Here is a 22,969-nt window from a genome sequence, read left to right on the forward strand (position 1 = left end):
TTTCAAATTGCCAGTGCCCGCTGACGCCTCCCAAATTTCCCTCGATTTGCTTCCGGACCGAACAAAACGATTGATGAGAATCGGTTGCCCGCCCGCTGCTGGCCGATCTCGTTGCGATACCAGATAAACCCTGAGCCGCCGCCGACGACGCGATTGCGGCTCGATTACGCAGAATCGATTGAATGTCAGACAATTGGAATCTCCTCGCTAAATTACTCGGCACCCCTCAACCACCGCAGCCTCGGGAGGATCAGTCAGCAAAGTCTCAGCCGCAAAATCAAAGCGATTCGCAACCCCAGGCTGATCAAGACGCCCAAGCTGACTTGGAAAACGCTGGCGATGACAGCGGTTCGGTGACTCGTGAGATGCCGCCCGTTGCCGAAGCCGCCGTGGATTTGGATTCCGATCTGAGTCCGACCGACGATTCGCTCAATCAGGAAAACGGTCAGGAAGCTGACGACATGTCGGCTGAAGACGTTCTGCAGGCCTTGACGTCGCAAACGGTGATGACGCAGTTGCCTGGATTTGGCGTGTCTCAGCGTGACCCCGGAATGGATGAGTTGACGTCGGGTGGGCCCGCTGTCATCGAACAGCCCCTGGTCCCAGAATTGCTCGAGAAAGAAACTGCGACCACTGCATCAGACGAACTGTTCGAGCAGCCCCCTGTCGAGACGCAAGAAGAGGAAAACACCGCTTGGTCCGACCTCGCCGGTCAACTGGGAATCGAATCCACAACCGCCCCGCCGCCTCACCGCGAACCACTGAAGGTCGAAAGCCGGCAGGCTTCGAGCGTCGCACCGGCGAAGCCAGCACGTGCGTCGGGTGGATTTGGCGATGGATTGGGCCTGGATCTTGGTCCAGATCCTGAAGAACTCGACGTGGAACCTCAGTCGCCAGAATCAGAAACAAAGGCGAGCGAAGTTAGCGACAGCGCACCGCAAACGAGCGCGGAACCGGCCTTGCCCTCATTTGACCAGGGCGAAGAGATCGACCCACTGTCGTTTAAATCGTTCCGGGATCTGCCGGACGAGGATGGAGACGACGAAGCAGCTGCTACGTCAGATGCAGACGTCGAGGCGACGGTTGAGGTTCAGGAGCGTCCGCGACGTGGACGCCGTGAACGTGGCCGAGGACGCGGTGGCGACGACCGCAAATTCAACGATCGTGCTGAGTCCAAAGCAGAACCGGAGTCCGACGAACAGGAAGACGAAAGCGAAGCTCTGGAAGCAAACTCGTCAGCTCGATCGGGTGGCCGCGACCGACAGCCAGAACGCGATCGCGACGAACGCCGGCCTCGCCGTGGACGCCGCGGCCAACGTCAGCGTATGGCAGAAAACGATGGCGATGCCGAATCTTTCGATGCGGCGATCGAAGAGCTCGAACAAGACGAACAACCATTCGAAGAAGTCAGCGAAGAATCTCCTTCGCGTTCTGGTCGTCGCCGTCGACGCGGTCGCAATCGTCGAGGCCGCGACTTTGAAGATCGTGAAGTCGAAGCGGTTGATGACGAAGAAGAAGTTGAAGTTCTCGAAGTCGACGCGGAATCCGATGAGTCCGACGACGAAGACGAAGACGAAGAATCCGGTAGCCGCCGTCGCCGACGTCGTGGACGCCGCCGTCGCGGTGGACGCAAACGCCGTGGGGCGGATGACGCACAGGATTCGTTCGAGGACGAAGGCGACGATGATGACGAGGCCGATGAAATCGTCTCTCGTCAGCCGACCTTTGATGACGACCACGAGGACGACGAAGAAGTCGACGCGATCCGCCGTGGGCGCCGACGTCGTGGACGCCGTGGACGTGGTCGTGCCGGTCGCACTGAGGGTGAGACGGAAGTACGCAGCGAGTCGGTAAGCGAAGAAGCCGATCGTACACGCGGACGCCGCCGAGTCAGCAGCAGCGAAGAGGACGACGCTGATACGAACGGGTCTCCCCGACGCCGAGCGATCGTGCCCACCTGGAACGAAGTCGTTTCGCTGCTCGTCGACAACAACGTCGAGAATCACAAAAAGGCAGGCCCTGCGAAAGGGAAAGGCCGCGGAAAACGCCGCTAGACACCACAACGCTTCAATCCGGCCGGAGGCGACATCGCTATCGCCTTTGGCCTTGCGCAGGTGCTAGAATGATTAACAAGCGGCGGTTCATTGGAACGGCCGCAATTACGGCTTCCTGTGACGTTGTTCCGGATTCAACATGTTGATGAAGCGTCTCGCTTGGTTGCCCCAAGCCATCGGTAAACTTGCTGCTGTGACCGCTCTGATTACCGCAGAGCCTTTTCTGAATGCATGCCCCGCCGAACAGTTCGATCTGTATTTCTTGGGCGGCCAATCGAACATGGAAGGGTTTGGGAAAGTCAACGAACTTCCCGACCAACTGAGCGGACGATTGCCAGGTGTTTACATCTATCACAGTCCAGCGGCCGCCGACCAAACACCTGCTACCGGCGACGGATTTTGGTCAACGTTTCAACCAGGTCACGGAACAGGGTTTCAGTTGCGAAACGGCACGATCCGCTATTCCGACTGCTTCGGATTAGAAGTTTCAATGCTTCACGCCTTAAAGGCGGCAAACCCCAACCGAAATATCGCGGTGGTGAAATACGCGAGAAATGGCTCCTCAATCGCCATCGCCGGCGCGGGGCGATTCGGATGTTGGGACCCAGATTTTGAAGCGTCCGAAGGGCTGGAGCGTTCGATCAATCAATACGATCACTGCTTAGCGACGATTCGACGAGCGTTCGCAGATCGCGATATCGACAACGACGGCGAAGTCGACGAATTGATTCCGGCCGGAATCGCTTGGATGCAAGGCGAAAGCGACGCGACAGTCGATCAGGAGACCGCCGAGGAATACGCGAAGAACCTCAAACGCTTGATGGACTTGCTACGAGCGGCGCTCCGTACTGACGACTTGCCGGTTGTAATTGGACGCATCTCGGATAGCGGCAATCACCCTTCGGGGCGTGTTTGGACGCATGGAGATCAACTCCGGCAACAACAACAGCAGTTTGTTGACGCGGACGCTTGCGCGGAATTGGTGACGTCCACCGACCAGTACGAGTACTCGGATCCGTGGCATTACGATTCGGCTGGCTATGTCGACTTGGGCAAAGAGTTCGCTGCGGCGTTTCTGCGATTGCAGGATCACGGCCCCCAGCGAACTTATATCACTCAGTAGTCGTTGCTACTTCAAGACGCCAATACACCCGGCAGAACACCGGTGCTATCGGCGAACTTGTCGATGCCGGTGCCCAGCGCCGATAACATCGACGCATACAAATTAGCAAGCGGCGTGTCGTTACCAAAACTGAGGTGCTGGCCACTGTTGAGTCGGCCGCCCGCTTTACCGGCGACAACGATTGGCAAGTTATGTGGACTGTGGCTATTACCGTCGCGAAGCCCTGATCCATACATGATCATCGAGTGATCCAGAACGGTGCCATCGCGTTCTTGCATGGATTCAAGTTTGTTCAGCAAGTACCCGTATTGTTCGATGTGCCATTGATTGATCAGCTGGTACTGGGCCAGCTTTTCTTCGTTTCCTTGGTGGTGCGAGATGTCGTGGTGGCCACCGGACACGCCATCGAGGAACGAGAAATTACGCCCGCTGACCGCATTACCGAACATAAACGTGCAGACCCGGGTCGTATCGGTTTGAAACGCTAACGCGATCATGTCCATCATCAAGCGGACGTGCTCTTGATGGTTGTCGCGGGACGCCTCACCGGGGCGTTTTTCAGGATTAACCGAAACCAGTGGTTGCCAGTTTGCGGATTGGCTCGCGGACTGTTTTTCAATTCGCTTTTCGATCGAACGCAGAGACTGCATGTACTCATCCATGCGATGACGATCGGACGCACCGAGCATTCGATTGAGCTGCTTCACATCTCCCAATGCCCGGTCAAGCAACAACTGATCACGCCACGCCGATTGTGCTGAAGGCTTTGTCGCACGCAGCAGACGGTCGAAAACAGATTGTGGATTGAGTTCTTTGGCAAGCGGGCTGGTGGGGCCGTTCCAAGCGATATGCGATCCGTAAACACGTGTGTAGCCGACATTGGTGTCGACACCCGTCGTGACCGGATCGATCCCCAGTTCCAGTGATCGTAGCGGCGTGTGCTGTTCACCGAAGTCAGCTGCGATTTGGTCGACCGAGCGACCGTTGCAGTTCAAGTCGATTCCAAGCGATTTGTTGATCGTGGTGCAAGTTAGGTAGCCTGAGCACTTGACGTAGTGGCCGTCGCCGACGTTGCTGGCCTGGTTCCAAAGGTTGGACAAGACCAACAGTTTGTCTTTGTAGGACGAGAGGGGCTGCAGGGTCGGCGAAAGTTCAAAGTCTTTGCCTTCGCCCTTAGGAGTCCATTGGTCAGCACGTACCCCGTTGGGAACAAACATCGCTGCCATTCGGATTGGCGTGTCCGACGGACGCTGGCCTTGTGCGTCGGTTTCGACCGACGCCTCATCGCCTCTTGATTCGCTCATCATCGCTTCTAACCAAGGCAGTGCTAATGCCATTCCGGTTCCACGAAGTAGCGTTCGTCGCGAAAGTGGTCCGCGAAGTTTCGCATCGCCGTTCAGATAGACCGAACTTTCGCGTTGAGATGATTGTTTTGCAGAACGTTTCATAGCCGAACTTTCCGTGCAATCGGTGGGATGATGGGCGAGACCTAGCTGGCTCACCGGCGGGATCTGTATTGTAGGCAATGAAGTGCCAATCGGCGAATAATTCGCAGCTTGGCGGACTATTCACTGCCGCGTTTGTAGCGAAACGGGACGCTTAAAACGATTTCCTTGATCAATGTCTGGGATCGGTAATCGTCCTGTGCCAGATTTTGCGTGATTTCCTCAACCACGCAGTTGTCTTCTTCGGTTAGTCCCCGTGACAGCGCGTACCCGAGTACTTTCGAAACGAAATGACGGACGAATTTATCCTTGCGTTCCATGAGTAGTGCTTTCAGTTCTTCGTGACCGTCGAAGGTCTGACCGCCCGGCAGTTCGCCGCGCGTATCGATCGGCTGACCGCCTGCCTCATCTCGCCAACCGCCAAGTAGGTCATAGTTTTCGAGTCCAAAGCCGAGTGGGTCGATCATGTCGTGACAACTCGCACAGGTCGCGTTATCGCGGTGCAACTCTAATTGTTCACGAAGACTGCTCGGTACATTTGACGAATCATTTTCCTCGAGAGCGGGGACGTCCGGAGGTGGGGGAGGCGGTGGTGTCCCGAGTATCGTTTCCAGGATCCATTTGCCGCGAAGAACCGGACTCGTTCGATACGGATGGGAGGAAACGGCCAACACCGCTCCCATTCCCAGCAGACCTCCACGGTGGTGATCGGGTTCCAGGTCGGTACGCCGAGGTTGCTCACGAAAGTCGCCTTTGATTCGATAGTGCGACGCCAAGGCTCGATTCAAGTAAGTGAAATCAGAATCGATGAAGTTCAACAGCGATAGGTTTTCGGCAAGTATGTCTTCAAAGAAAAACACCGGCTCGTACTTCATTCCGCCTTCGAGTTCTGAGTTGTATCGACGTGCAACTTTGGGGTCAGGGATAAACTCTCGGCCCAGTGCTCGAGTACCAAGCCACTGTTCCATAAAGCTTTCGGCGAACTCGCGAACCTTGGCATTGCGGCGAAGTCCATCATCGCTCAATCGGCTTTCCAGCATGCGTTCGACTTGTGTCTTCAAGACATCAGGGTCTTGCAGACGTTCTTCACGAGCTAGCTTTAGAAGTTCGTCGTCCGGCATCGATGCCCAAAGAAAATATGACAGTCGCGAAGCCATCTCGTATTGGCCAACCGGTGCTTGTTCGCCTGTCAAATTTGGCGTCTCGTACAACATCAGAAACTTCGGCGAAACCATCGCCGCTTGCAGCGTGACCTGAATGGCCGCGTCATACGATTCATCGGTTTCGAAAGCCATTTCAAATACCGAGACGTACTCATTGACTTCCACTTCTTCGACGCCACGGCGGAACGCACGGGGTAAGAACTTTTCGAGCACCGCACGAGCAGCATCTTTTGGCGAACGTTCAGCATTCGGTTCCGAAACAACGATCCGTCGTCGCGATCCGGGATCATTGAACGCATGGCTGAGGGCCTCGCGCGCCGCATCGATGTATTTTTCGGCGTAGATTGGCGAGATAAACAATGTCTCGGAAGCGTTGTCAAAACCTTCGCCGCCCGCACCGTCCGATGGCAGTGCGTGTCCCGCGTTGACATGGATACCCAACAGGTCGCGTACCGTATTGGCGTATTCGGTACGGTTCAGTCGGCGAAGCTGCGGTGGCCCGGGTTGTGCACCATCTTCGCAGATGGCTTTCAGGATGCTCGCCCGGACGGAATCCAAGAACGCCGAGCGGGCGACTTCTTCAGGAACGTCCGCTTCTCGCGGTGGCATTGAAAAGTTCTCGGTGCGCTCGACAACTTTTTTCCAAACCTCAAGCGATGTGTCCAAGTTCAATGACGATTCAAAGCCATCGAGTCGTAGGCCACCTTCAGCATCTTCACCCTGATGACAATCGACACAATAAGTTCCCACAAACTTAACAGCCGTAATTTCGGCTTCAGACTCGGCCAATAACGTCGCGGAAGTGATGAGTGGCAAAGTGAATGCAAACACAATGCGGAGCGTGCGCAACGCGGTCTGCGGTCCCTTGGCGGGCTTCGGATACATAGTTGCAAATTAAAAGGCGGGCGGCGTACGTGTGGTGGCGGTCCCCCGCTGCAATCGCACGCTCGTGACAGAGGATGGGTTGTTCATTGTAAACGCTGGACCTACAAGAGCGACAGAGATCTCCCGGGACATGTCGATTGCACGTGAGTTTCGCAAGATCCAATCAATTTTCGCATCGCCGCAGCCCCACCAGTCGGTTGCATCGCCGACAATGTGATCCCCGAAATCGTGGCACAGGCGAATGCGAGTCGATGCCCGTTTCAAAACATCCCACCCTTGCGCCCGCAATAGTTGAACTTCTATGAAGCGATCACCCCGTCAACTTCGCCAGCTCGAACGTAGCCAATTGAGCCGCCGTGGCTTTGTTGCGTTTTCAGGCTTATTTTCGTCCATGGTCCTGACGTCGCAGCACGTCAACGCGGACCTTGCCGTCAACCTAAACGTCAATCCGTTTACGTTGGGAGTCGCATCGGGCGATCCCGACCACCGCGGATTTGTGCTTTGGACCCGTTTGGCTCCAGAACCGTTGGAACCGAGCGGCGGAATGCCGATTCAAAACGTCGAAGTCCACTGGGAAGTCGCTACGGACGAGCAAATGAAGTCTGTGGTGGCCAGCGGGACTCATGTCGCAAGGCCAGCACTGGGGCACTCGGTCCATGTCGAGTTGACGAATCTAAAACCGGACCGTTGGTACTGGTATCGCTTCCGCTGCGGCGACGCGGAAAGCACGATTGGACGTGCACGCACGATGCCACATCCCGATAGCCAGCCTGAGAAAGTTCGATTTGGCGTCACATCTTGTCAGAACTACGAACAAGGCCTTTACACCGCCTATGAGCAGATGGCCAAGGACGAGTTGGACTTAGTTTTCCACCTCGGTGACTATATCTACGAGTACGCCGCGGGAAGGAATGGCAAAGTTCGTACGCACCACGGTCAAGAAATCATGACCTTGGACGATTATCGCAGTCGCTATGCCCAGTATCGATCTGATCCGCTTTTGCAGAACATGCACGCACAGTGCCCATGGATTTTGACCTGGGACGACCACGAGTTCGACAACAACTGTGCTGGTGAGATTTCTGAACAGAAAGACGTCGACCCGGTCGACTTTATGGTTCGTCGTGCCAACGCGTATCAAGCATACTACGAAATGATGCCGCTTCGCATTGCCCAAATGCCAACCGGCAGTGACATGCGGTTGTACCGTTCGGCACAGTTCGGTCAGCTCGCGAACTTTATGGTTTTGGATACGCGACAGTATCGCAGTGACCAACCCAACAACGACAAAAAATCGCCGCTCAATGAAGCTGCATGGGACAAGAAACAATCGATGCTCGGCCGCGAACAACGCGGATGGTTGAGCAGCCAAATGATTCAGTCCCAAGCCAACTGGAACGTGCTCGCACAGCAGGTAATGATGGGGACCGTCAATCGCAGTGGCGATAACGAGAACCCACAGTTCTCGATGGATCAGTGGCCTGGCTATTTGTATGAGCGGAAGCAAATGGTCGAATTCATGCGTGATCGCAAGATCGCCAACCCAGTGGTCTTGACCGGTGACATCCACACCAACTGGGTCAATGAGTTGCGTGTTGATGACCGCAATGAAGGAGAGGCAACCGTGGCAACCGAATTTGTCGCCACCTCACTAACAAGTGGCGGTAACGGAACGCTCAAGCCCAAGCGATTGGACGCGGTTCTGGCGAATAATCCCTGCGTCAAATACCACAACGCGGAACGTGGCTACATCCGCTGTGAAGTGACTCCGAAGCAATGGAAATCAGACTACATGACAGTTGACGAAGTCACGAAACCCGGTGGCAAGACGTTCGAGCGAGCATCGTTCGTCGTTGAATCGGGAGCAGCGAAAGTCCACAATGCCTAGCGGCCTTTTGATCTTCAAAATTGCACTGTCCCGATGTCGTCTGTTGCTTCGCAAAAAGCAGCGGTAGAGAACGCTACGTTCTCGGAGCGAAAGGCGACACGCGAAAATCAACAGGCTGCCAAAACGAGTCAGTAGCCTGTCATTGAAAATGAAAAACGCCCGGCGAGTTCGTCGGGCGTTTTGTTTTGGGTTTCAGGTTTTCTGTCTGCGTCTGACTACAGCGGCAAACGACCGGTCTGAATTTTCGGGAACGAACCGGTCAAGCCTTCTTTCATGAACGCGACGACGTCGGCTTCTTCTTGTTCGGTCAAATTCAGCGGCTTCATTTTGTCACTCAGCCACTCATTGGGGTGCCCGCCTTTGTTGTACCACGCGACGACTTCTTCCAAGGTGGCTTGGCTGCCGTCGTGCATATAAGGCGGCGACAAGGCAATATTGCGAAGGGTCGGCGTTTTGAAGGCACCCTTGTCTTTGTCGGCCTTCGTGATGACGTAGCGTCCGAGGTCTGGATCTTTGACATCCATCGCGACACCAAGATTGTGGTATTGCTCGTCCGTAAAATTAGCGCCGGCGTGACACGCGGTGCAGTTGGCTTTGCCGAAGAACAATTTCATGCCGCGTTTTGCCGATTCGCTCATTGGGTGCTTTTGAACGGCAACTTTCAATGCGTCGTACTGCTTTTTCAACTCGGGCTCTTCGTCAAGATATTCCAAGTCATCCGCAAACAGTGTTTCGAAGGTCTCGAGTTCCTTTTGGAAATCGTAGGGAGTTGGTCCGGTGACAAGCACACGCTCGAAAGTTGCCAAGGCACGACCGACGTTCTCGATGGTCACGCCATCATGAAAGACTTTCTGGAACTCGGCTTTGTAAACCGGGTGAGCGGCCAAATCGGCGATACAGGCGTCGTGGGTGTTGCCCATTTCGATCGGGTTGGCAATTGGACCAACGGCTTGGTCTTCGAGACTGGCGGCGCGTCCATCCCAGAACTGTTCTTTGCTGACGATTCGGTTGTAAGCGACGGGTGAGTTCCGGCCGCCTTCTTGTCCGTCGACTCCGACACCAAAACGGGTTTGGGCACCGTAGCCTTCCGCCGGGTTATGGCACGACGCACATGAAATGGTGTTGTCTGATGACAAGCGTGGATCAAAGTAGAGCTGACGTCCCAGCTCGATCTTTGCTCGCGTAATCGGGTTGTCGCCTGGGACGAAGATATTGCCAGAGGCTGCGACCATGCCTTTGGGAAGCTCGTACGTCAGTGGTTCGTGAATGCCGTCTTTGGACATCCACTCTTCTGCTTGCTCGACCGTCAACAACCCCTCGCCAGGAATACCCGCCAGCAGTTCGTCATCAGCACCAAGGACGACGCTGCCGATCGCGTCGGCGGCATCGACATGCCCGACAAAGCTGCTGACGCCGACAAGTGCTGCTGCCCCAACGGCAGCGCGTAGGGATGCTTGCAGGGTCAATGCGGGACGTTGGATCGTCGCCCCAAGCGTCCGACGAAGGACGGATCGGTTGTGGTTGGTCATCGCTGGATAGTCGTGGGGTAGCAGTTGGTCGTAAAGAAACGAATCGAGGTGGGAACGCGTCGGGCGCGTTGAAAGGCGGATGTCCGAGGATCGGTCGCCGCAAAAATTAATCGAGTGATTCGAGCGTCATTGTAAACCGCAATTCGCCGATGGGCGAAACTTTAGCCGAGCGGTAAAAGCGGTTGATCAGATTTTACGATCAGATCGACTATTTTTCTGCCCGTCACACTCATTGGAAGTTCCGCCAACTGATCCTGACCAACCCATTGCCATTGGTCAGAAGCGATCGGATTGGGGGTAGGCGCATCGAGTGCTGCGGAATGGACGTGCAATTGGATGCGATATTTTGTCACCGCATGACGAATTGTCTTCAGACGTGGGCCAGGACGCACAGCCGCGCCGATTTGGGACCCGATCCATGTTGAAGCTTCTTCGACCGTGGCGGTTTGCACATCAGTCGGCCGGGGGAAGTCCCAAAGTCCCGCCCATCGCGCATCGTTTGGCAATTGCCGCACAAGGTACTGCTGCGTTTTTCCAAGCTGGCGTGAAAGGATCAACGCGAACTCCGATCGATCTTCGTACTGAATTCGTTTGATCTTGCCGGGGATTTCCTGCTGCAGTCCTGCGGCCGCCGTTCGGCAAAGCGTCATGACCGGACAGGCATCGCAATTGGGATTCTTTGGCGTACATACGAGAGCACCGATTTCCATCGCTGCTTGATTGAAGGTGCCACAGTCAGAATTGGGCAACATTGTTTCTGCGAATTGCCAAAGCCATTTGTTGCTGTCCTTCTCCGTAGGCGAACTTCGCAATGCAGCCCAGCGACTGAAAACGCGCTGGGTGTTGCCTTCCAAAATCGGCATTCGCTGATCACAGGCGATCGACAAAATCGCGCCGGCGGTATACCTGCCGATTCCCGGCAAAGCCAACACGCTTTCGGCGTCGGTTGGAAATTCGCCGTCGTGGACTTCGACAATCTTTTTCGCGGCGGCGTGAATGGAGCGAACTCGCCGGTAATAGCCGAGCCCTTCCCATAAACGCATCAGATCTTGTTCGTCTGCATTGGCTAGGCTTGCGACCGTTGGATAACGCTTCATCCAGCGTTCATAGTACGGCAGCACCGTTGCAACCTGCGTTTGTTGCAACATGATTTCGCTTATCCAAACACGGTAGGGCGTCGGCTCGCTCCGCCATGGCAGAACACGCGCGTTGTCGTCAAACCAAGCCAACAGACGTCGGCGGAGATTGCTTCGCCAGCGTGAGTCCGTCCAGATTTCGTCGACGGGAACTTCGATCGGTTCCGATTGCTTGGCAACAGTTTTGGATCGACTGGATTTGGGTTTGTGCTTCCGTGCCGTCGAATCCGTCATTGCGTCTCGAGTTTTTTTAGAACCGCAGTGGTGCTGATCACTTGCTGGAATCGGCGAATTTGAATTTTGATTTCGTCGCCCGGTACGTGCGTGTTGATTTGACGCTGTAGATCATCAAATCGCGAGATCTTTGTGTCGTCGATGCGAATCACAATGTCGCCGGCAAGAATGCCAGCTTGGTGTGCGCCGCTTCCCGGAATCACCTCGTCGACCTCGCAATAATCTTGATCCAAACTTCGGCAGATCACGCCTAGGAATCCGCCGCTGCGCGTGGTGACGGCGACACCGGGCATTGCGACACGCAACTGTTCCAATTGGTCGTTTTTGGTGCCTGTGCCCATTAGGTGCAATGCTTGTCGAACGCCAAGCGATGGAAGTTGCGACAAGAGCGATTGGTTCAACGGGATGTATCGAATTTCAATCGCATCGATACGGTCGCGTTTTTTAAGAACGTCAATCGCTTCGAGAGAAAGCTGACCTTCGATCAAAATCAACGTCATGTCCTCGGGCAATCGAATGACCGATTCGAAGACGTCCGCCCGCACCGCGTCACCTTGGACAATGACATAGGGAGTTCCTTTCAGCCATCGAATCCAGGCCAATAGCTTTGCGTCTCCGCTCCATCCGTCGTCAATACGGATGACCTGTTGCGCGCGACTGCGAGCCCCGAGAGCGACGGTTTCCTCACCGACGAACACACCGACTTTCGCCAGTTCTTGTCGTGCTTGGAGGTCGCGGATTTCGCTAAACGATTTCAAGACGCTTTTTGCAATCGTCGCTTTGGTTCCGAAGCCGGTTCCGGCGATTTGCTCGAGCGTGGCGATTGCCCCGTCCTGTTTCCAGGGCGGTTCGTTCTCGGCGATTTTGGCTAAGATCCCGACGACGGCCTCGGTCGAATCGAGTTCCCCTTCGTCGAGAATCTGCCGCAAGGCGGGTACCGCTTCGTAACCGCCTTGAATCAAAGCTTCTTTTGCGGCCTGCCGAATACGGAAACGATCACTAGTCAGCTCCTGTGCCCACTGCTCAAGGGTGCGTTGGCGTGGCTTGGGAGCCAACTCGGCGAAGCCTATTGAGGATTCACCGACTGTCGGCGGTTTCGAACCCTCAGCCGGACGGGATTCGTCTTGGCCAAACACAGCCGGCTGAGGAAAAAGGCAGGTCGCCGTAGCGACGATTGCGAACCCCGCCCGTAAAAACGCCCCCTGTAAAAATACAGTGCCGACTCGCCGATGAGAGGCCGGAATCGTTCGTTGCGTCATTCACAGGTGTCCCTGTTTTGGGGCGTCCGTCGAAACGGAGCGGGGCTTACGCGAGGGTTAACCGATCGACCAACGATCGTTGAACCAGGTCACGCGATCTGCGCGACGAGGGTTGTACTTGGTCGAAGGATTGAATTTGTGAGTTTTCAGGAAGGACATGAAAGCCTTGCCTGGAACTTCGGCGTGCTGCGAAACCAAATCGACGTACTCACTCTCCGGTTTCCAGTCGTAAAGGACTTTGTTGTCCGATTCGAACTTTTCGTCGAGGTATTCGATGTTGGACGAGCTGCAGACGACGAAGTCGCAGTCCCGTTTGCAGAGAAAGTTCAGCAGTTTGGACGCCAGGGCCCGGGTATCTTCGAGTTTTCCGTCGCAAGTCGCCGAGGCAATGTTCCAAATGGTGACAAAGCTGTGCTCATCCTGGTCTTCTGGCGAAATTTTGAAATCGATGTCTTCTTCTTCGGCGGTCGCCATTGGCAATGGTTCCTGTCAGTGGAGTATTTCAACGAACTGATTTTAGCCGATTCTTTTTTTTTCTGACAGTGTGTTCTGGGACGTGACCTCACGTGTCATGCACGTCTCGATCATTCAGCCATACGAATCAGCCAATTCGGCTGGTCAAAAAACATTTCGCTGAATTGTCTTGCCCGGAGCCCTGTCATGACGCAACTGATGCTCTTCGATACCGATTCGCTGACCACCGCTGTTGCACCCGTTTCGGCTGCTAGTGCCCCCCCAGCGGTCGCGATCGTTCCCGCGGCACAATCGGGTCAGCCAACCCAGTCGGAAAAGCGAAAGGCCGCGATGGCAAGAAACAACGGCCAAAACGGAAACACGAATGTTGCTGCGGCGACTCGGTCGATCACTTCAGCCAGTCAAGATGCCGGTGACGACAACCTGCACCGAATGGGGGATTTGGCCCGGCTCGTTCTGCTTCGCTACCAATTGGTGGCCAAACGCCGTGAAGAATTTTTGTCACGGGCTGCGGCTCGGCGTGCAGAAGGCACCCATTTGGCTCAAGTTTCCTAATTTTTCTCATCGGTCTGAAATTCTGACAATCCGGAATCTGGCCTCGAGCAAAAGCCCGCCTCCCCGGTGCCGCTAGCTAGTGATCGGAGACTCAGCGATCGGTTTGGCCCCCTTTTTAGACACTTGGGCCGATCTCCGACGCAGCATCCAGGCTGTCCAGAGTGCACCAACCATAAACCCAATCAAACCTGCCAGGGCGAGTAGCATGGCCAGGGGAACACTGATCTGAAACATCAGCGGCATTCGCACGTCCACCGCAGCGGTGTTGGCAAGCGAAAAGACCACCAGCACCAAAATGCCGGAGATGATCAGCCCCCATCGAATTCGCGCCCACATTGAACTGACCCAACAACTAAAGTCTGGAAAAAGGAAGCCGCAATGCTAGCATCGGATATGCTTGCACTGGGTTTTTGAGTTTTCGTTTTCAGAACCATTCGTTTCTGGATGAACCGAAATGGCAATTGAGCAGCATTTATTTTCTTTTATGGAGCCTCGGTCGCAATCGGCGACGGATGCACCCATCGGAACCGCGCTCCCGGAAACGGCTGCAAAAAAGGCGACCGCTGCTGCCAACCTTGCCAAAAAAGTGTCTGTGGGCAAGGCGTCTGAACCAGCCCCGGCTGCAAATTTGCTCAGCGCACCGCTTTCCCAAGCCGAGGTGCTGCGTTCGTTGCGGGCAAAAGTCGGTTGTGTTAGCACGGCCCGAAATGCGGCTGAGCCAACGTTTTCGACCGGTTGCTCGGCCATGGATGTCTGGTTGCCCCATAACGGTCTGCATCCGGGCACGCTGACGGAGTGGGTTGCCGCGCATGAGAGTGCTGCCGCCGAATCGCTCTCGCTACGGGCCGCTGCTTGCCGCCTCGATGCTGTCACGTCCCGACCGCTTGTGATCGTCGATTGCGAAGGCACGTTCTATCCGCCAGCTGCGGTTGCCTTGGGGGTCCCTGCTCAGCGAATGATTTTGCTACGCCCACGGGGATCCGATGACGCGCTTTGGGCGATCGACCAGGCGTTGCGTTCAGGCGCTGTCGCCGCAGTGCTCGCTCGCTTGCCAATGCGGCTGGATGATCGTGATGGGCGTCGTTTGCAATTGGCGGCGGAAACCGGTAACACGCCGGGCCTGTTCATCCGAAATTTTCAAGCACGACACCTGCCCAGTTTTGCCGAAACACAATTTTACGTTGCGGAACGAAAACGTTTGCAAACCCCCGAGCGTCTCTCGCCACGACATCGGCTTTCGTCGGGACGCGATTCCGAAGTGATCTCTGTCACGCTGGATCGAGTTCGTGGGGGCCAAGCCGGCAAACAGCTTGACGTTCGCTTTGACGATTCGGGCGTTCTACATCCTGTCCCATCCAGCGATCCACAGCGACATGAAACGGCTGCTAAGCGTCTGGCTTCACAACTGGCCAATCCAGCGGCTGCGAAGCGAGTGGCGGCACGAAGAACGTCACGCACAGCGTCCTGACGAATCCGGCACAAGTCTGCTGAACCAACCGGTGATCCTCTGGAAAAACGATCCACGACGTGGACGCGTTGTTGTTGGGTGTTGCGAAAGGTCCGCCCGACTGGGCGTTCGACCAGCCATTGCGATCGCGCAGGCAACCGAATTGGTACGGCGAGCCAGTTCACAACAACAAACCGAGATCTGCGAACCGATCGCGATCGAACATGATCCCGTTGCTGATCGCATCGCTCTAGAAAAGGTCGTCGATCAGATTCAAGCGACCGTCACTCCGATGGTTGCGATCGAAACAGTTCCGAAGCGTCCGTGGGCAGGCATGTTGCTGGCCGAACCGGAAACAATCCTTTGTGACCTTAGCGGTGTCACGCATCTGTTTGATGACGAGCAAGGCGTGCTGCGTACCGTTCATCAATTGTTGGCCGCGACTTTTCTTGCCGGTCGGCTAGCGATCGCCGACAATGCCGCCGCCGCGTGGGCACACTCACACTACAACCCAACCCCCGATTTCGTGTCGCAGGATTTGGTCAATGATCTTGTAGCACTCTCCGTCAACGGGCTCCGAATCGAAACGGAAACCAAGTACACACTCGATCGGTTGGGAATCACAACGATCGGTGCGTTGCTTCGATTACCACGCGCAGGTCTGGCGCGACGACTTGGCGAACCGCTGCTTCAACGGATATCAGAAGCCAGTGGTGAAATTGAACTGCCGCTCGATGTACAACATCTAGAACAACAGGTCGCCTCCACTTGTGAACTGGAATACCCAACGGACGATCAAGAGATCATCGGATACCATCTTGAACAGGTGGTCGAGAAGGTTGTCGCGAGCTTGGCGACAAACCAACGTGGGGCACTACGATTGGTTTGTCGCCTCGACCTGATTGGTCGCTCGCAACTATCTACCACTATCGGACTGTTTGCCCCAACACTTGACGGAAAACATCTACATCAATTAGTTAATTCTAGTGTGGAAACGCTAAAGCTCTCCACGCCGGTGCGTCAACTGACTTTAATTGTGCTCCAAAGCGAACCACTACGAAGCCGGCAGAACTCGTTGTTTGCGCAAACCGAGTTTGCACTTTCGGACAAAACCCATGCCGATCGTTCGCTCGCGCAATTAGTCGATTCGCTTTCAGGGAGGCTTGGACGTGACGCAGTTCTGGGTGTCAGGTTGGCAAACAATCCGTTGCCGGAGCGAGCGTTCAAAACCTATTCACTGACCGATCATCACACTCGTCGTTCACTTGCCCAACTGACCAGCAAGCGAGCACGCGTGGCTGGCGCGGATGCGATTCGCATCGCAATGTCTTCCGATGCTCGGCGTCGGCCCCTGCGTTTGTTACGTCGTCCGATTGAACTCGCCGTTACACCAAAGTCAAAGGACCAGGGGCAGTCCTTGCCACAATTGAGTTATCAAGGCAACACACATCAGGTGATGTACTGGTGGGGACCTGAACGTATCGAAACCGGTTGGTGGGAAGGACCGACAGTTCGTCGTGATTACTATCGGATCGAGACCGACCGTGGTGAGTTGTGGTGGGTCTATCGAGATCTGAAATCGGGAAGCTGGTTTCTGCATGGCAGGTTCACTTGATGAACGTCGGCGAACGCACGCTCATCTGTTTCGCATCTGTGAAAGCATAAACCCTCAACGCTGATGGTTTACCATCGGTTAGGGAGAATCTCCGTGGATATCTAGCGGGAATGCTTACCGCCCGTTCCAGGAGTTCTCGATCGCGTCCTAGAGTCGTCTTGTGATCACGAGCGACCTTCGGCCAATGCCCCGACTGAAGTAGTTGCTTCAATGCATCGATCCTGTCGATCGATGCCTTCGTGTGATAAGCGGCAGTTGAAATCAATCTCTTCGTTCGACGGATCGTCGTGACGTAGGCGAGCGACTGCCAAAGCAAGATGAGATGTCGTGTTGTCGTCACAATCATTCGGGGACTGAGGAGTGCGTGTCTACACAGATTTGCCGCTGCAGTATCGCGTTGTTGGTATCTGCATTGCCGGGCCTTTCGTCATGGTTGCGGCGATCGTTTACATGTACCGGCGAGACTGTCATCAACGGGCACTTGCGACGACGATCGACAAGGCGCGAACGATCTGCCTAGAAACGGAAGCGGCAGAGCAGCAGCGCAAACGCGATTGGGAAAGCGGAATTATCAGCCATGACGAATTCCTCGCCCTGATCAAAGCGGGACGCAATGACGAAGCGATGCCGTTGCTTCCGGTCGTCGCCGCGGCACATGCCGCCACCGACCAATCAGAACAGGGTGACTACCAATTTCGCGTCCCTTCAGAGAGTGCCCGTGATCAAAAACACAAACCCAATGCGCTCGAGCAACAAGCTCTTGATACGTTGCGTAGTGAAGGGCTCGAAGAGCACATCGTCATTGATGACGCAAACAATCGTGTGCACTACTTTCGGCCGATTCATGTTTCCAAGAGCTGTCTAAAATGTCACGGTGATCCGGCAACGGCGGAAACGCAATGGGGAAGCACCGACGGAACTGACCCGTCAGGCTTTGCGATGGAAAATTGGAAGCCAGGTCAGATCCAAGGTGCCTTCGAAATCATTCAATCGCTGGATAAAGCAGACGCGGCGGTCGCCGAGCAACTCTCTAGCGTGATCGGTGTCGGACTGATAGGGCTGTTGTTCACCGGAGCGCTGACCTGGTTCGCATTGCAAAAAACGGTGACATCGCGGTTGTACCGGTCAGCACATTCGATCGAAGATGCCACACACGCGTTACATGAGCTAAGCGATCGTCTGGAGGAGTCTGTCAAATCAACGTCGTTTGATTCATCAGCCATGTCCGCTTCCGTTGCCGAGATCTCGTCCAGCGTTAGTGCGCTCGCATCGGCATCCAACGAGATGTCAACGAGTATCGCAGACATCTCAGAGAACATGAGCCGTGCTGCCGCTGTCGCCGAACAGGCAGTGCAGGAGTCACGGGAATCGACCAAGTCGATCGAGCACTTGCAGGAAAGCAATCACAAGATCGAAAGTGTGATTGAAGTCATCAACGGCTTGGCCGAACAAACGAACTTGCTTGCTTTAAATGCGACGATTGAGGCAGCTCGAGCGGGAGAAGCTGGCAAAGGGTTTGCCGTCGTTGCGAAGGAGGTCAAGGACCTCGCCAATGAAACAAGCAAAGCCACACAAAGCATTGCGCAGGCGATCGGTGATATTCAATCGCATAGTAATCTTGTGACCGCATCAGTGCGGCGCATCCAAGGGATCATCGCGAATATGTCGGAGTCTCAACAATCGATCGCGTCCGCGGTAGACGAACAAAACGCGACGACCGCAGAGATCAGTCGAAGCATCGGCGAGGTTGCGGCGGCGGGTGACGAACTCGCCGCCCAAGTCGCCAGCGTCGCCAGCAACGCACAAACGAACGTCATTCAAATCAAGAGCAGTCGTGACTCTGTTGTGGGCATTGAGGAGATGGTTCACGAGTTGCGTGAAATCATTGATGGCGCATCACAGACACACCACGTTGTCCCAAGTCGCGTCGCGACAGGATAGGCGTTACGGGGGGCAGCAGACAACGAAAACCTCGTTGTCAAATGAAGCGGATGCGAGCGATAACGTTTCGCAACGGTAAGCACAACACCGCTAAAGACAGAACATTGTCGGGGGAATAGATCATGAAGTTGCATTGGCTTTTGCTTGACTTGCTACGGAATCACCCTAGGGTAAATCATGTAGCGACCGTCTTGACCGGGCCGCAATTTCAAATGTCATCCCTCCCTTCAATGTGAGACGCTAGAGGCCTTTACCCGTTAGCCGTATGGCTTCAATGGATTCGAATCGGAACTCTAGTTGGCCTTGTCAAAGATCAAGGCTATTGGTTGGAACTCACATTTTCTAAATACCCGTGCTGGGTTCACTGGGAGAACAGCATGACTTCAGCAACTGCAATAAAAGAACACACCTTCGAACGTACCACCGCAAAAGCTGTCGACAAACTTCAACAAGCTCATGGGCATATGACACCAAGGATCTTGTGCATCGACGATGATCCCGATGTATCACGATCCATTCAGTTACGTCTTGGACGATACGGACTTGAAGTCCATCCGGCGTACTTTGGTACCCAAGGATTTTGGGAAGCCACCACAAATCACCCTAACCTGATCATCATGGACCTCGCCATGCCCAACGGTAATGGGGAGTTCGTCCTCTCTTCGATTCGTGCAAACGCCTGCACGCAACACATCCCGGTCATCGTATTGACGGGCATGCGTGATCCAAAGCTCCGCAAGCAGATCCTGAGCGCTGGGGCGGACGAGTTTTTGACTAAGCCGGTCGAGTTTTGCGATCTGCTGGAAGTCATTTCGCGTTACGTCAAAGTTCCCGAGATTCCACCGGAAGAGCGATCGACGTTTGAGAAACGCCGTCGCCGCATGCGTAGGAGGGCGCAATGAGAATCCTGCTGATCGAGGACAACCCTGGTGACGCGGAACTCGTTTCACGCGCACTCCGTGCCTCGCATGAACAAGTCGATTTTCATTCTGAATCTCGCTTGGAAGCCGCCTTGGCGAGGCCCGATTTGGAATCGTTCGATATTATTTTGACCGATTTAACGCTGCCCGACAGCGACGGGCTTTCCAGTGTTGAACATGTCATCGAGCGCGTTCCGACCGCGCCGGTGATTGTGCTGACATCACTGCCGAACGATGAAGTCGCGATCGAAGCGATTCGCCGGGGAGCACAAGACTACATCGTCAAAGACCACGCGAACGAGTACACGTTGACTCGCAGCATTCGCCATTCGATCGAACGGCAGCACATGTGGTCGGAGAATGAACGTCTGTTGGCGGATGTGGAAGAAAGCAAGCACCTGTTGGAAAACAAGAACGCGAAACTGCAAGAGCTTTGCGAAGCTGCCCAGCAGTCGATCGACAATATCTCGCATGAATTCCGCACGCCGTTGACGGTGATCATCGAATATGCGTCGATCATCAGCGAAGGCATCGTTGGCGAAGTGAATGACGAGCAGCGTCGATTTCTAGACGTCATTGCTGATCGCGGCAATGACTTGAACAACATGGTTAACGACATGTTGGATGTCAGTCGTCTGGAATCCGGCGTGATGGGGATTTCTCGCGATGCCCACGACGTCGAAGAGATCTTGGAACATGTCGAGTCTTCGTTGATGCGAAAGGCTCAGGTCAGGCAAGTCAATTTAACCACCGAGATAGAACCGGACCTGCCCCAGGTCTATTGCGACGCGGAAAAAGTCGGTCGAGTGGTCATCAACTTGACAATCAACGCATTGAAGTTTGCCAGCGATCGTGGAAATGTGTCGATCATTGTTCGAAAGATTTCCGACGAAGAAATCGAGTTCTCGGTAACGGATGACGGGCACGGCATCCCACAGGACAAACTCGAAGAGATTTTCCAGCGGTTCTCACAGCTGGGAAGCGGGCCGATCTATCATTCGACCAAGGGCTTTGGCCTCGGTCTGAACATCGCCCAAACGTTGGTGAACTTGAACTTCGGCGAGATGCACGTCGACAGCGAACTGCAAAAAGGCAGCACGTTTCGATTTACCCTCCCGATCGCACACCCGACCGGGACCGTCAAACGGTATTTGAACTGGCTAAAACTCCAGCCAGAAATTTGCGATGCCGTCAGCACTGTCAACGTCAGTTGCACGTCGGTCGAAGAAGCTGACGAAGTGGATTCGTTTCTTCGGTACCTTGTGCGACCCTACGATCTCGTGTGTCGCACGAAGCCTGACCAGTGGACCCTGTTGGTGAACACCCCGCGGTTCGAGCTGGAAAGTGTGAAGAAACGGATCATCAACGAGCATGAGTTTTTGAGCCGAAATCGCCCCCAAGGCCCTCTTTCAGAGATCGCGATCAAGATCGGGCAAACGCAAGTGATCGAAGACGCGATTGGAAGCTTGGTCGACAACTTGGCCATCGCGCCAAAGGAGACTTGTTATGTCTGATCGATTAATCCTGATTGTCGACGACGAAGAGCAAATCGCTAGCAGTGTCCAATTGCGGCTGAAGTCTCAAGGGTACGAAACCATCACCGCAATGAACGGCGCCGATGGTGTGAAGATGGCGAAAGAGCATCGGCCCAACGCGATCCTAATGGACGTTCGGATGCCGAAGATGGACGGCATGCAGGCACTGCGTGTGCTGAAGGACGATCAGGAAACCGCCAACATCCCAGTGATTATGTTGTCAGCCAGTGTCGCTGACCAGCGGACCACCATCGATGCGGGGGCGCGGTTCTTCGTCCGTAAGCCGTTTCAGTTCTCACGCTTACACGAAGCCGTGAAAGCAATCGTCTAATTCGGTTGTTGAGCAAGATGTCACACGCCCCATTTGCCGGCGTGTGAGTTGACCCCGTTGCGGCAGGTTCAATTTGGACGGCCGTTTAAAGAGATCGCTTGAGAACGTTCTACAGGACGATGATCGCAACTGCCCACCAAACATTTTACCAGAGCCTGACAACGATGACACATAAGACAATCTTATTCGCTGATGATGACCCTGATTTACTTCGTCTACTCGTCGCAAAGTGCAAGTCGATCAGCCCCAATATCGAAGTCGTCTATGCGCGAAACGCGATGACTGCGCTCACGACGACCAATGTGCTCCGACCTGACATGGTCTGTATCGATGTGAACATGCCACGCGGTAACGGGATGGCCGTTTGTGAAATGATCGCGAACCATGCCGAGCTGAAAGATATCCCGATTGTCGTACTCACCGGCAAAGAGGACAGCGAGATCAAGGAGCGTTGCAGACAGATCTCGGCGCATCACGTCGCGAAGTCCGGTGCTATTTGGCCGACGCTCGAAAAGCTGATCAAAAGCAATCTTCTCCAGAATGAGAAGCCCGTCGTAAAGAAAACGCTCGCGCCGCCTAACGCACCGAGTGAATCACCACAAACCGGTGTCGAAGCTGCAGAAGAAGATTTGTCGGTCGAAGAGTTTCTCAACGCGCTCGACATGCGATCCGAGATGGAATCCGGTTTCGAGCCGCCGTCCACCGAGCCACGTAAACCTTCTGTCTTAATCATTGATGATGATCCGGCGTGGGGTGGGCTACTGCGTCGTCGGTTCGAGAGCAAAGGGGTTCAGGTCTATCACTCACTCGAAGGTCTGAATGGTTTTCGTGAAGCGATCCAGCAGGATCTGATGGCGATCATCTTGGACTACGAAATGCAAGACGTCCAAGGTGACTACGTACTGGGCCGTTTAAAAGACAATCCGATTACACGTGAGATACCGGTGATTGTTGTGACGGGCCATGTCAACAATGCGCTCAAGCGAAAGGTGCTGAACCTCGGTGCCGCCGCATTTTTAAACAAGCCGTGCTCTTGGGATCGACTCTGGAGCGAGATGCAACTTCGGACAGAGGTGTGCGTCTAACTACACAGCGAATGGGGAGACGATCATCACATGCCAAAGCCCTCGCGCGGGGCTGCGCGGCCGGTTTTGCACTTCAATAGGATCAATGCAACGCGTTGTACGTTGCAGGTGCATCGACGAAACGGCCGGAGGATTGATCGGCGAACCGATCCACTGTCGACCGCCCACTTGATTAGGGGCAAATGGGCGTTCAGCCAGCTCAGGTTCGATTGTCGAACTATCGAATTACTTTGGGGGAAGGATTCCCTCAGGGTGGTTCGCGTCTTTTGCCGATTCACGCCGCTTGTGAATCCATTCCGATCGTCGGTAGATTTGAGAAGCCGAGGTTTTCAACGTCCTCTTCGCTGTTG

General features: G+C 54.8%; 18 protein-coding genes. 11 read left to right on the forward strand and 7 right to left on the reverse strand.

The window, feature by feature from the left end; all coding sequences use genetic code 11:
• The first annotated feature begins 182 nt into the window (after window positions 1-182).
• The gene (locus tag CGZ80_RS07075; RefSeq protein WP_094412781.1) at window positions 183-2,054 is read left to right on the forward strand and encodes a hypothetical protein; all 1,872 of its coding nucleotides are present in this window, start codon (window positions 183-185) and stop codon (window positions 2,052-2,054) included.
• Window positions 2,055-2,193: 139 nt separating this feature from the next.
• Window positions 2,194-3,177 (forward strand): sialate O-acetylesterase, encoded by a 984-nt coding sequence (locus CGZ80_RS07080; RefSeq protein ID WP_198953646.1) that lies wholly within the window; start codon window positions 2,194-2,196, stop codon window positions 3,175-3,177.
• A gap of 11 nt (window positions 3,178-3,188) precedes the next feature.
• Here CGZ80_RS07080 and CGZ80_RS07085 read toward each other — a convergent pair whose 3' ends face one another.
• Window positions 3,189-4,625, reverse strand: a complete 1,437-nt coding sequence (locus CGZ80_RS07085; protein WP_094412783.1) for a DUF1552 domain-containing protein — start codon at window positions 4,623-4,625, stop codon at window positions 3,189-3,191.
• Between the two features lie 116 nt (window positions 4,626-4,741).
• On the reverse strand, window positions 4,742-6,670 hold the full coding sequence (locus CGZ80_RS07090; RefSeq protein ID WP_094412785.1) for a DUF1592 domain-containing protein: 1,929 nt from the start codon (window positions 6,668-6,670) through the stop codon (window positions 4,742-4,744).
• Between the two features lie 301 nt (window positions 6,671-6,971).
• On the opposite strand from CGZ80_RS07090, the gene CGZ80_RS07095 reads away from it, so the two are divergent.
• Window positions 6,972-8,558, forward strand: a complete 1,587-nt coding sequence (locus CGZ80_RS07095; RefSeq protein ID WP_094412787.1) for an alkaline phosphatase D family protein — start codon at window positions 6,972-6,974, stop codon at window positions 8,556-8,558.
• Window positions 8,559-8,773: 215 nt separating this feature from the next.
• Here the strand turns inward: CGZ80_RS07095 and CGZ80_RS07100 are convergent, their stop codons facing one another.
• The 4 genes from CGZ80_RS07100 to CGZ80_RS07115 all read right to left on the reverse strand — a co-directional run bounded on the left by CGZ80_RS07100 (window position 8,774) and on the right by CGZ80_RS07115 (window position 13,190).
• Window positions 8,774-10,087, reverse strand: coding sequence for a cytochrome-c peroxidase (locus CGZ80_RS07100; protein WP_094412789.1), 1,314 nt, complete (start codon window positions 10,085-10,087; stop codon window positions 8,774-8,776).
• A 161-nt stretch (window positions 10,088-10,248) separates the two neighbouring features.
• Complete coding sequence (gene mutY / locus CGZ80_RS07105; RefSeq protein ID WP_094412791.1) at window positions 10,249-11,457, reverse strand: A/G-specific adenine glycosylase; 1,209 nt, start codon at window positions 11,455-11,457, stop codon at window positions 10,249-10,251.
• Window positions 11,454-12,593, reverse strand: coding sequence for a PDZ domain-containing protein (locus tag CGZ80_RS07110; RefSeq protein WP_158222594.1), 1,140 nt, complete (start codon window positions 12,591-12,593; stop codon window positions 11,454-11,456). Before CGZ80_RS07110 ends, mutY begins: the two co-directional genes overlap by 4 nt.
• Window positions 12,594-12,773: 180 nt before the next feature.
• A complete protein-coding gene (locus CGZ80_RS07115) occupies window positions 12,774-13,190 on the reverse strand; it encodes a hypothetical protein (RefSeq protein ID WP_094412795.1) in 417 nt (138 codons plus the stop codon).
• A gap of 186 nt (window positions 13,191-13,376) precedes the next feature.
• On the opposite strand from CGZ80_RS07115, the gene CGZ80_RS07120 reads away from it, so the two are divergent.
• The gene (locus tag CGZ80_RS07120; RefSeq protein ID WP_094412796.1) at window positions 13,377-13,745 is read left to right on the forward strand and encodes a hypothetical protein; all 369 of its coding nucleotides are present in this window, start codon (window positions 13,377-13,379) and stop codon (window positions 13,743-13,745) included.
• A gap of 72 nt (window positions 13,746-13,817) precedes the next feature.
• Here CGZ80_RS07120 and CGZ80_RS07125 read toward each other — a convergent pair whose 3' ends face one another.
• Window positions 13,818-14,081, reverse strand: coding sequence for a lipopolysaccharide assembly protein LapA domain-containing protein (locus CGZ80_RS07125; RefSeq protein ID WP_094412798.1), 264 nt, complete (start codon window positions 14,079-14,081; stop codon window positions 13,818-13,820).
• 118 nt (window positions 14,082-14,199) lie between these two features.
• Here CGZ80_RS07125 and CGZ80_RS07130 point away from each other — a divergent pair, with 118 nt between their 5' ends.
• From CGZ80_RS07130 to CGZ80_RS07160, 7 genes are all read left to right on the forward strand, one after another.
• Complete coding sequence (locus tag CGZ80_RS07130; RefSeq protein ID WP_094412800.1) at window positions 14,200-15,213, forward strand: ImuA family protein; 1,014 nt, start codon at window positions 14,200-14,202, stop codon at window positions 15,211-15,213.
• Window positions 15,119-16,807, forward strand: coding sequence for a hypothetical protein (locus CGZ80_RS07135; RefSeq protein ID WP_143543785.1), 1,689 nt, complete (start codon window positions 15,119-15,121; stop codon window positions 16,805-16,807). Before CGZ80_RS07130 ends, CGZ80_RS07135 begins: the two co-directional genes overlap by 95 nt.
• A 360-nt stretch (window positions 16,808-17,167) precedes the next feature.
• A complete protein-coding gene (locus CGZ80_RS07140) occupies window positions 17,168-18,748 on the forward strand; it encodes a methyl-accepting chemotaxis protein (RefSeq protein ID WP_094412804.1) in 1,581 nt (526 codons plus the stop codon).
• 377 nt (window positions 18,749-19,125) lie between these two features.
• Window positions 19,126-19,650, forward strand: coding sequence for a response regulator (locus CGZ80_RS07145; protein WP_094412806.1), 525 nt, complete (start codon window positions 19,126-19,128; stop codon window positions 19,648-19,650).
• Complete coding sequence (locus tag CGZ80_RS07150; RefSeq protein WP_094412808.1) at window positions 19,647-21,182, forward strand: hybrid sensor histidine kinase/response regulator; 1,536 nt, start codon at window positions 19,647-19,649, stop codon at window positions 21,180-21,182. Before CGZ80_RS07145 ends, CGZ80_RS07150 begins: the two co-directional genes overlap by 4 nt.
• Window positions 21,175-21,534 (forward strand): response regulator, encoded by a 360-nt coding sequence (locus CGZ80_RS07155; RefSeq protein ID WP_094412810.1) that lies wholly within the window; start codon window positions 21,175-21,177, stop codon window positions 21,532-21,534. The genes CGZ80_RS07150 and CGZ80_RS07155 overlap by 8 nt, the downstream gene beginning before the upstream one ends.
• 164 nt (window positions 21,535-21,698) lie before the next feature.
• Window positions 21,699-22,619 (forward strand): response regulator, encoded by a 921-nt coding sequence (locus tag CGZ80_RS07160; RefSeq protein WP_158222595.1) that lies wholly within the window; start codon window positions 21,699-21,701, stop codon window positions 22,617-22,619.
• Window positions 22,620-22,969: the final 350 nt, after the last annotated feature.

It is taken from the genome of Rhodopirellula sp. MGV (assembly GCF_002251265.1).
GTDB classification, from domain to species: Bacteria; Planctomycetota; Planctomycetia; order Pirellulales; family Pirellulaceae; genus Stieleria; species Stieleria baltica_A.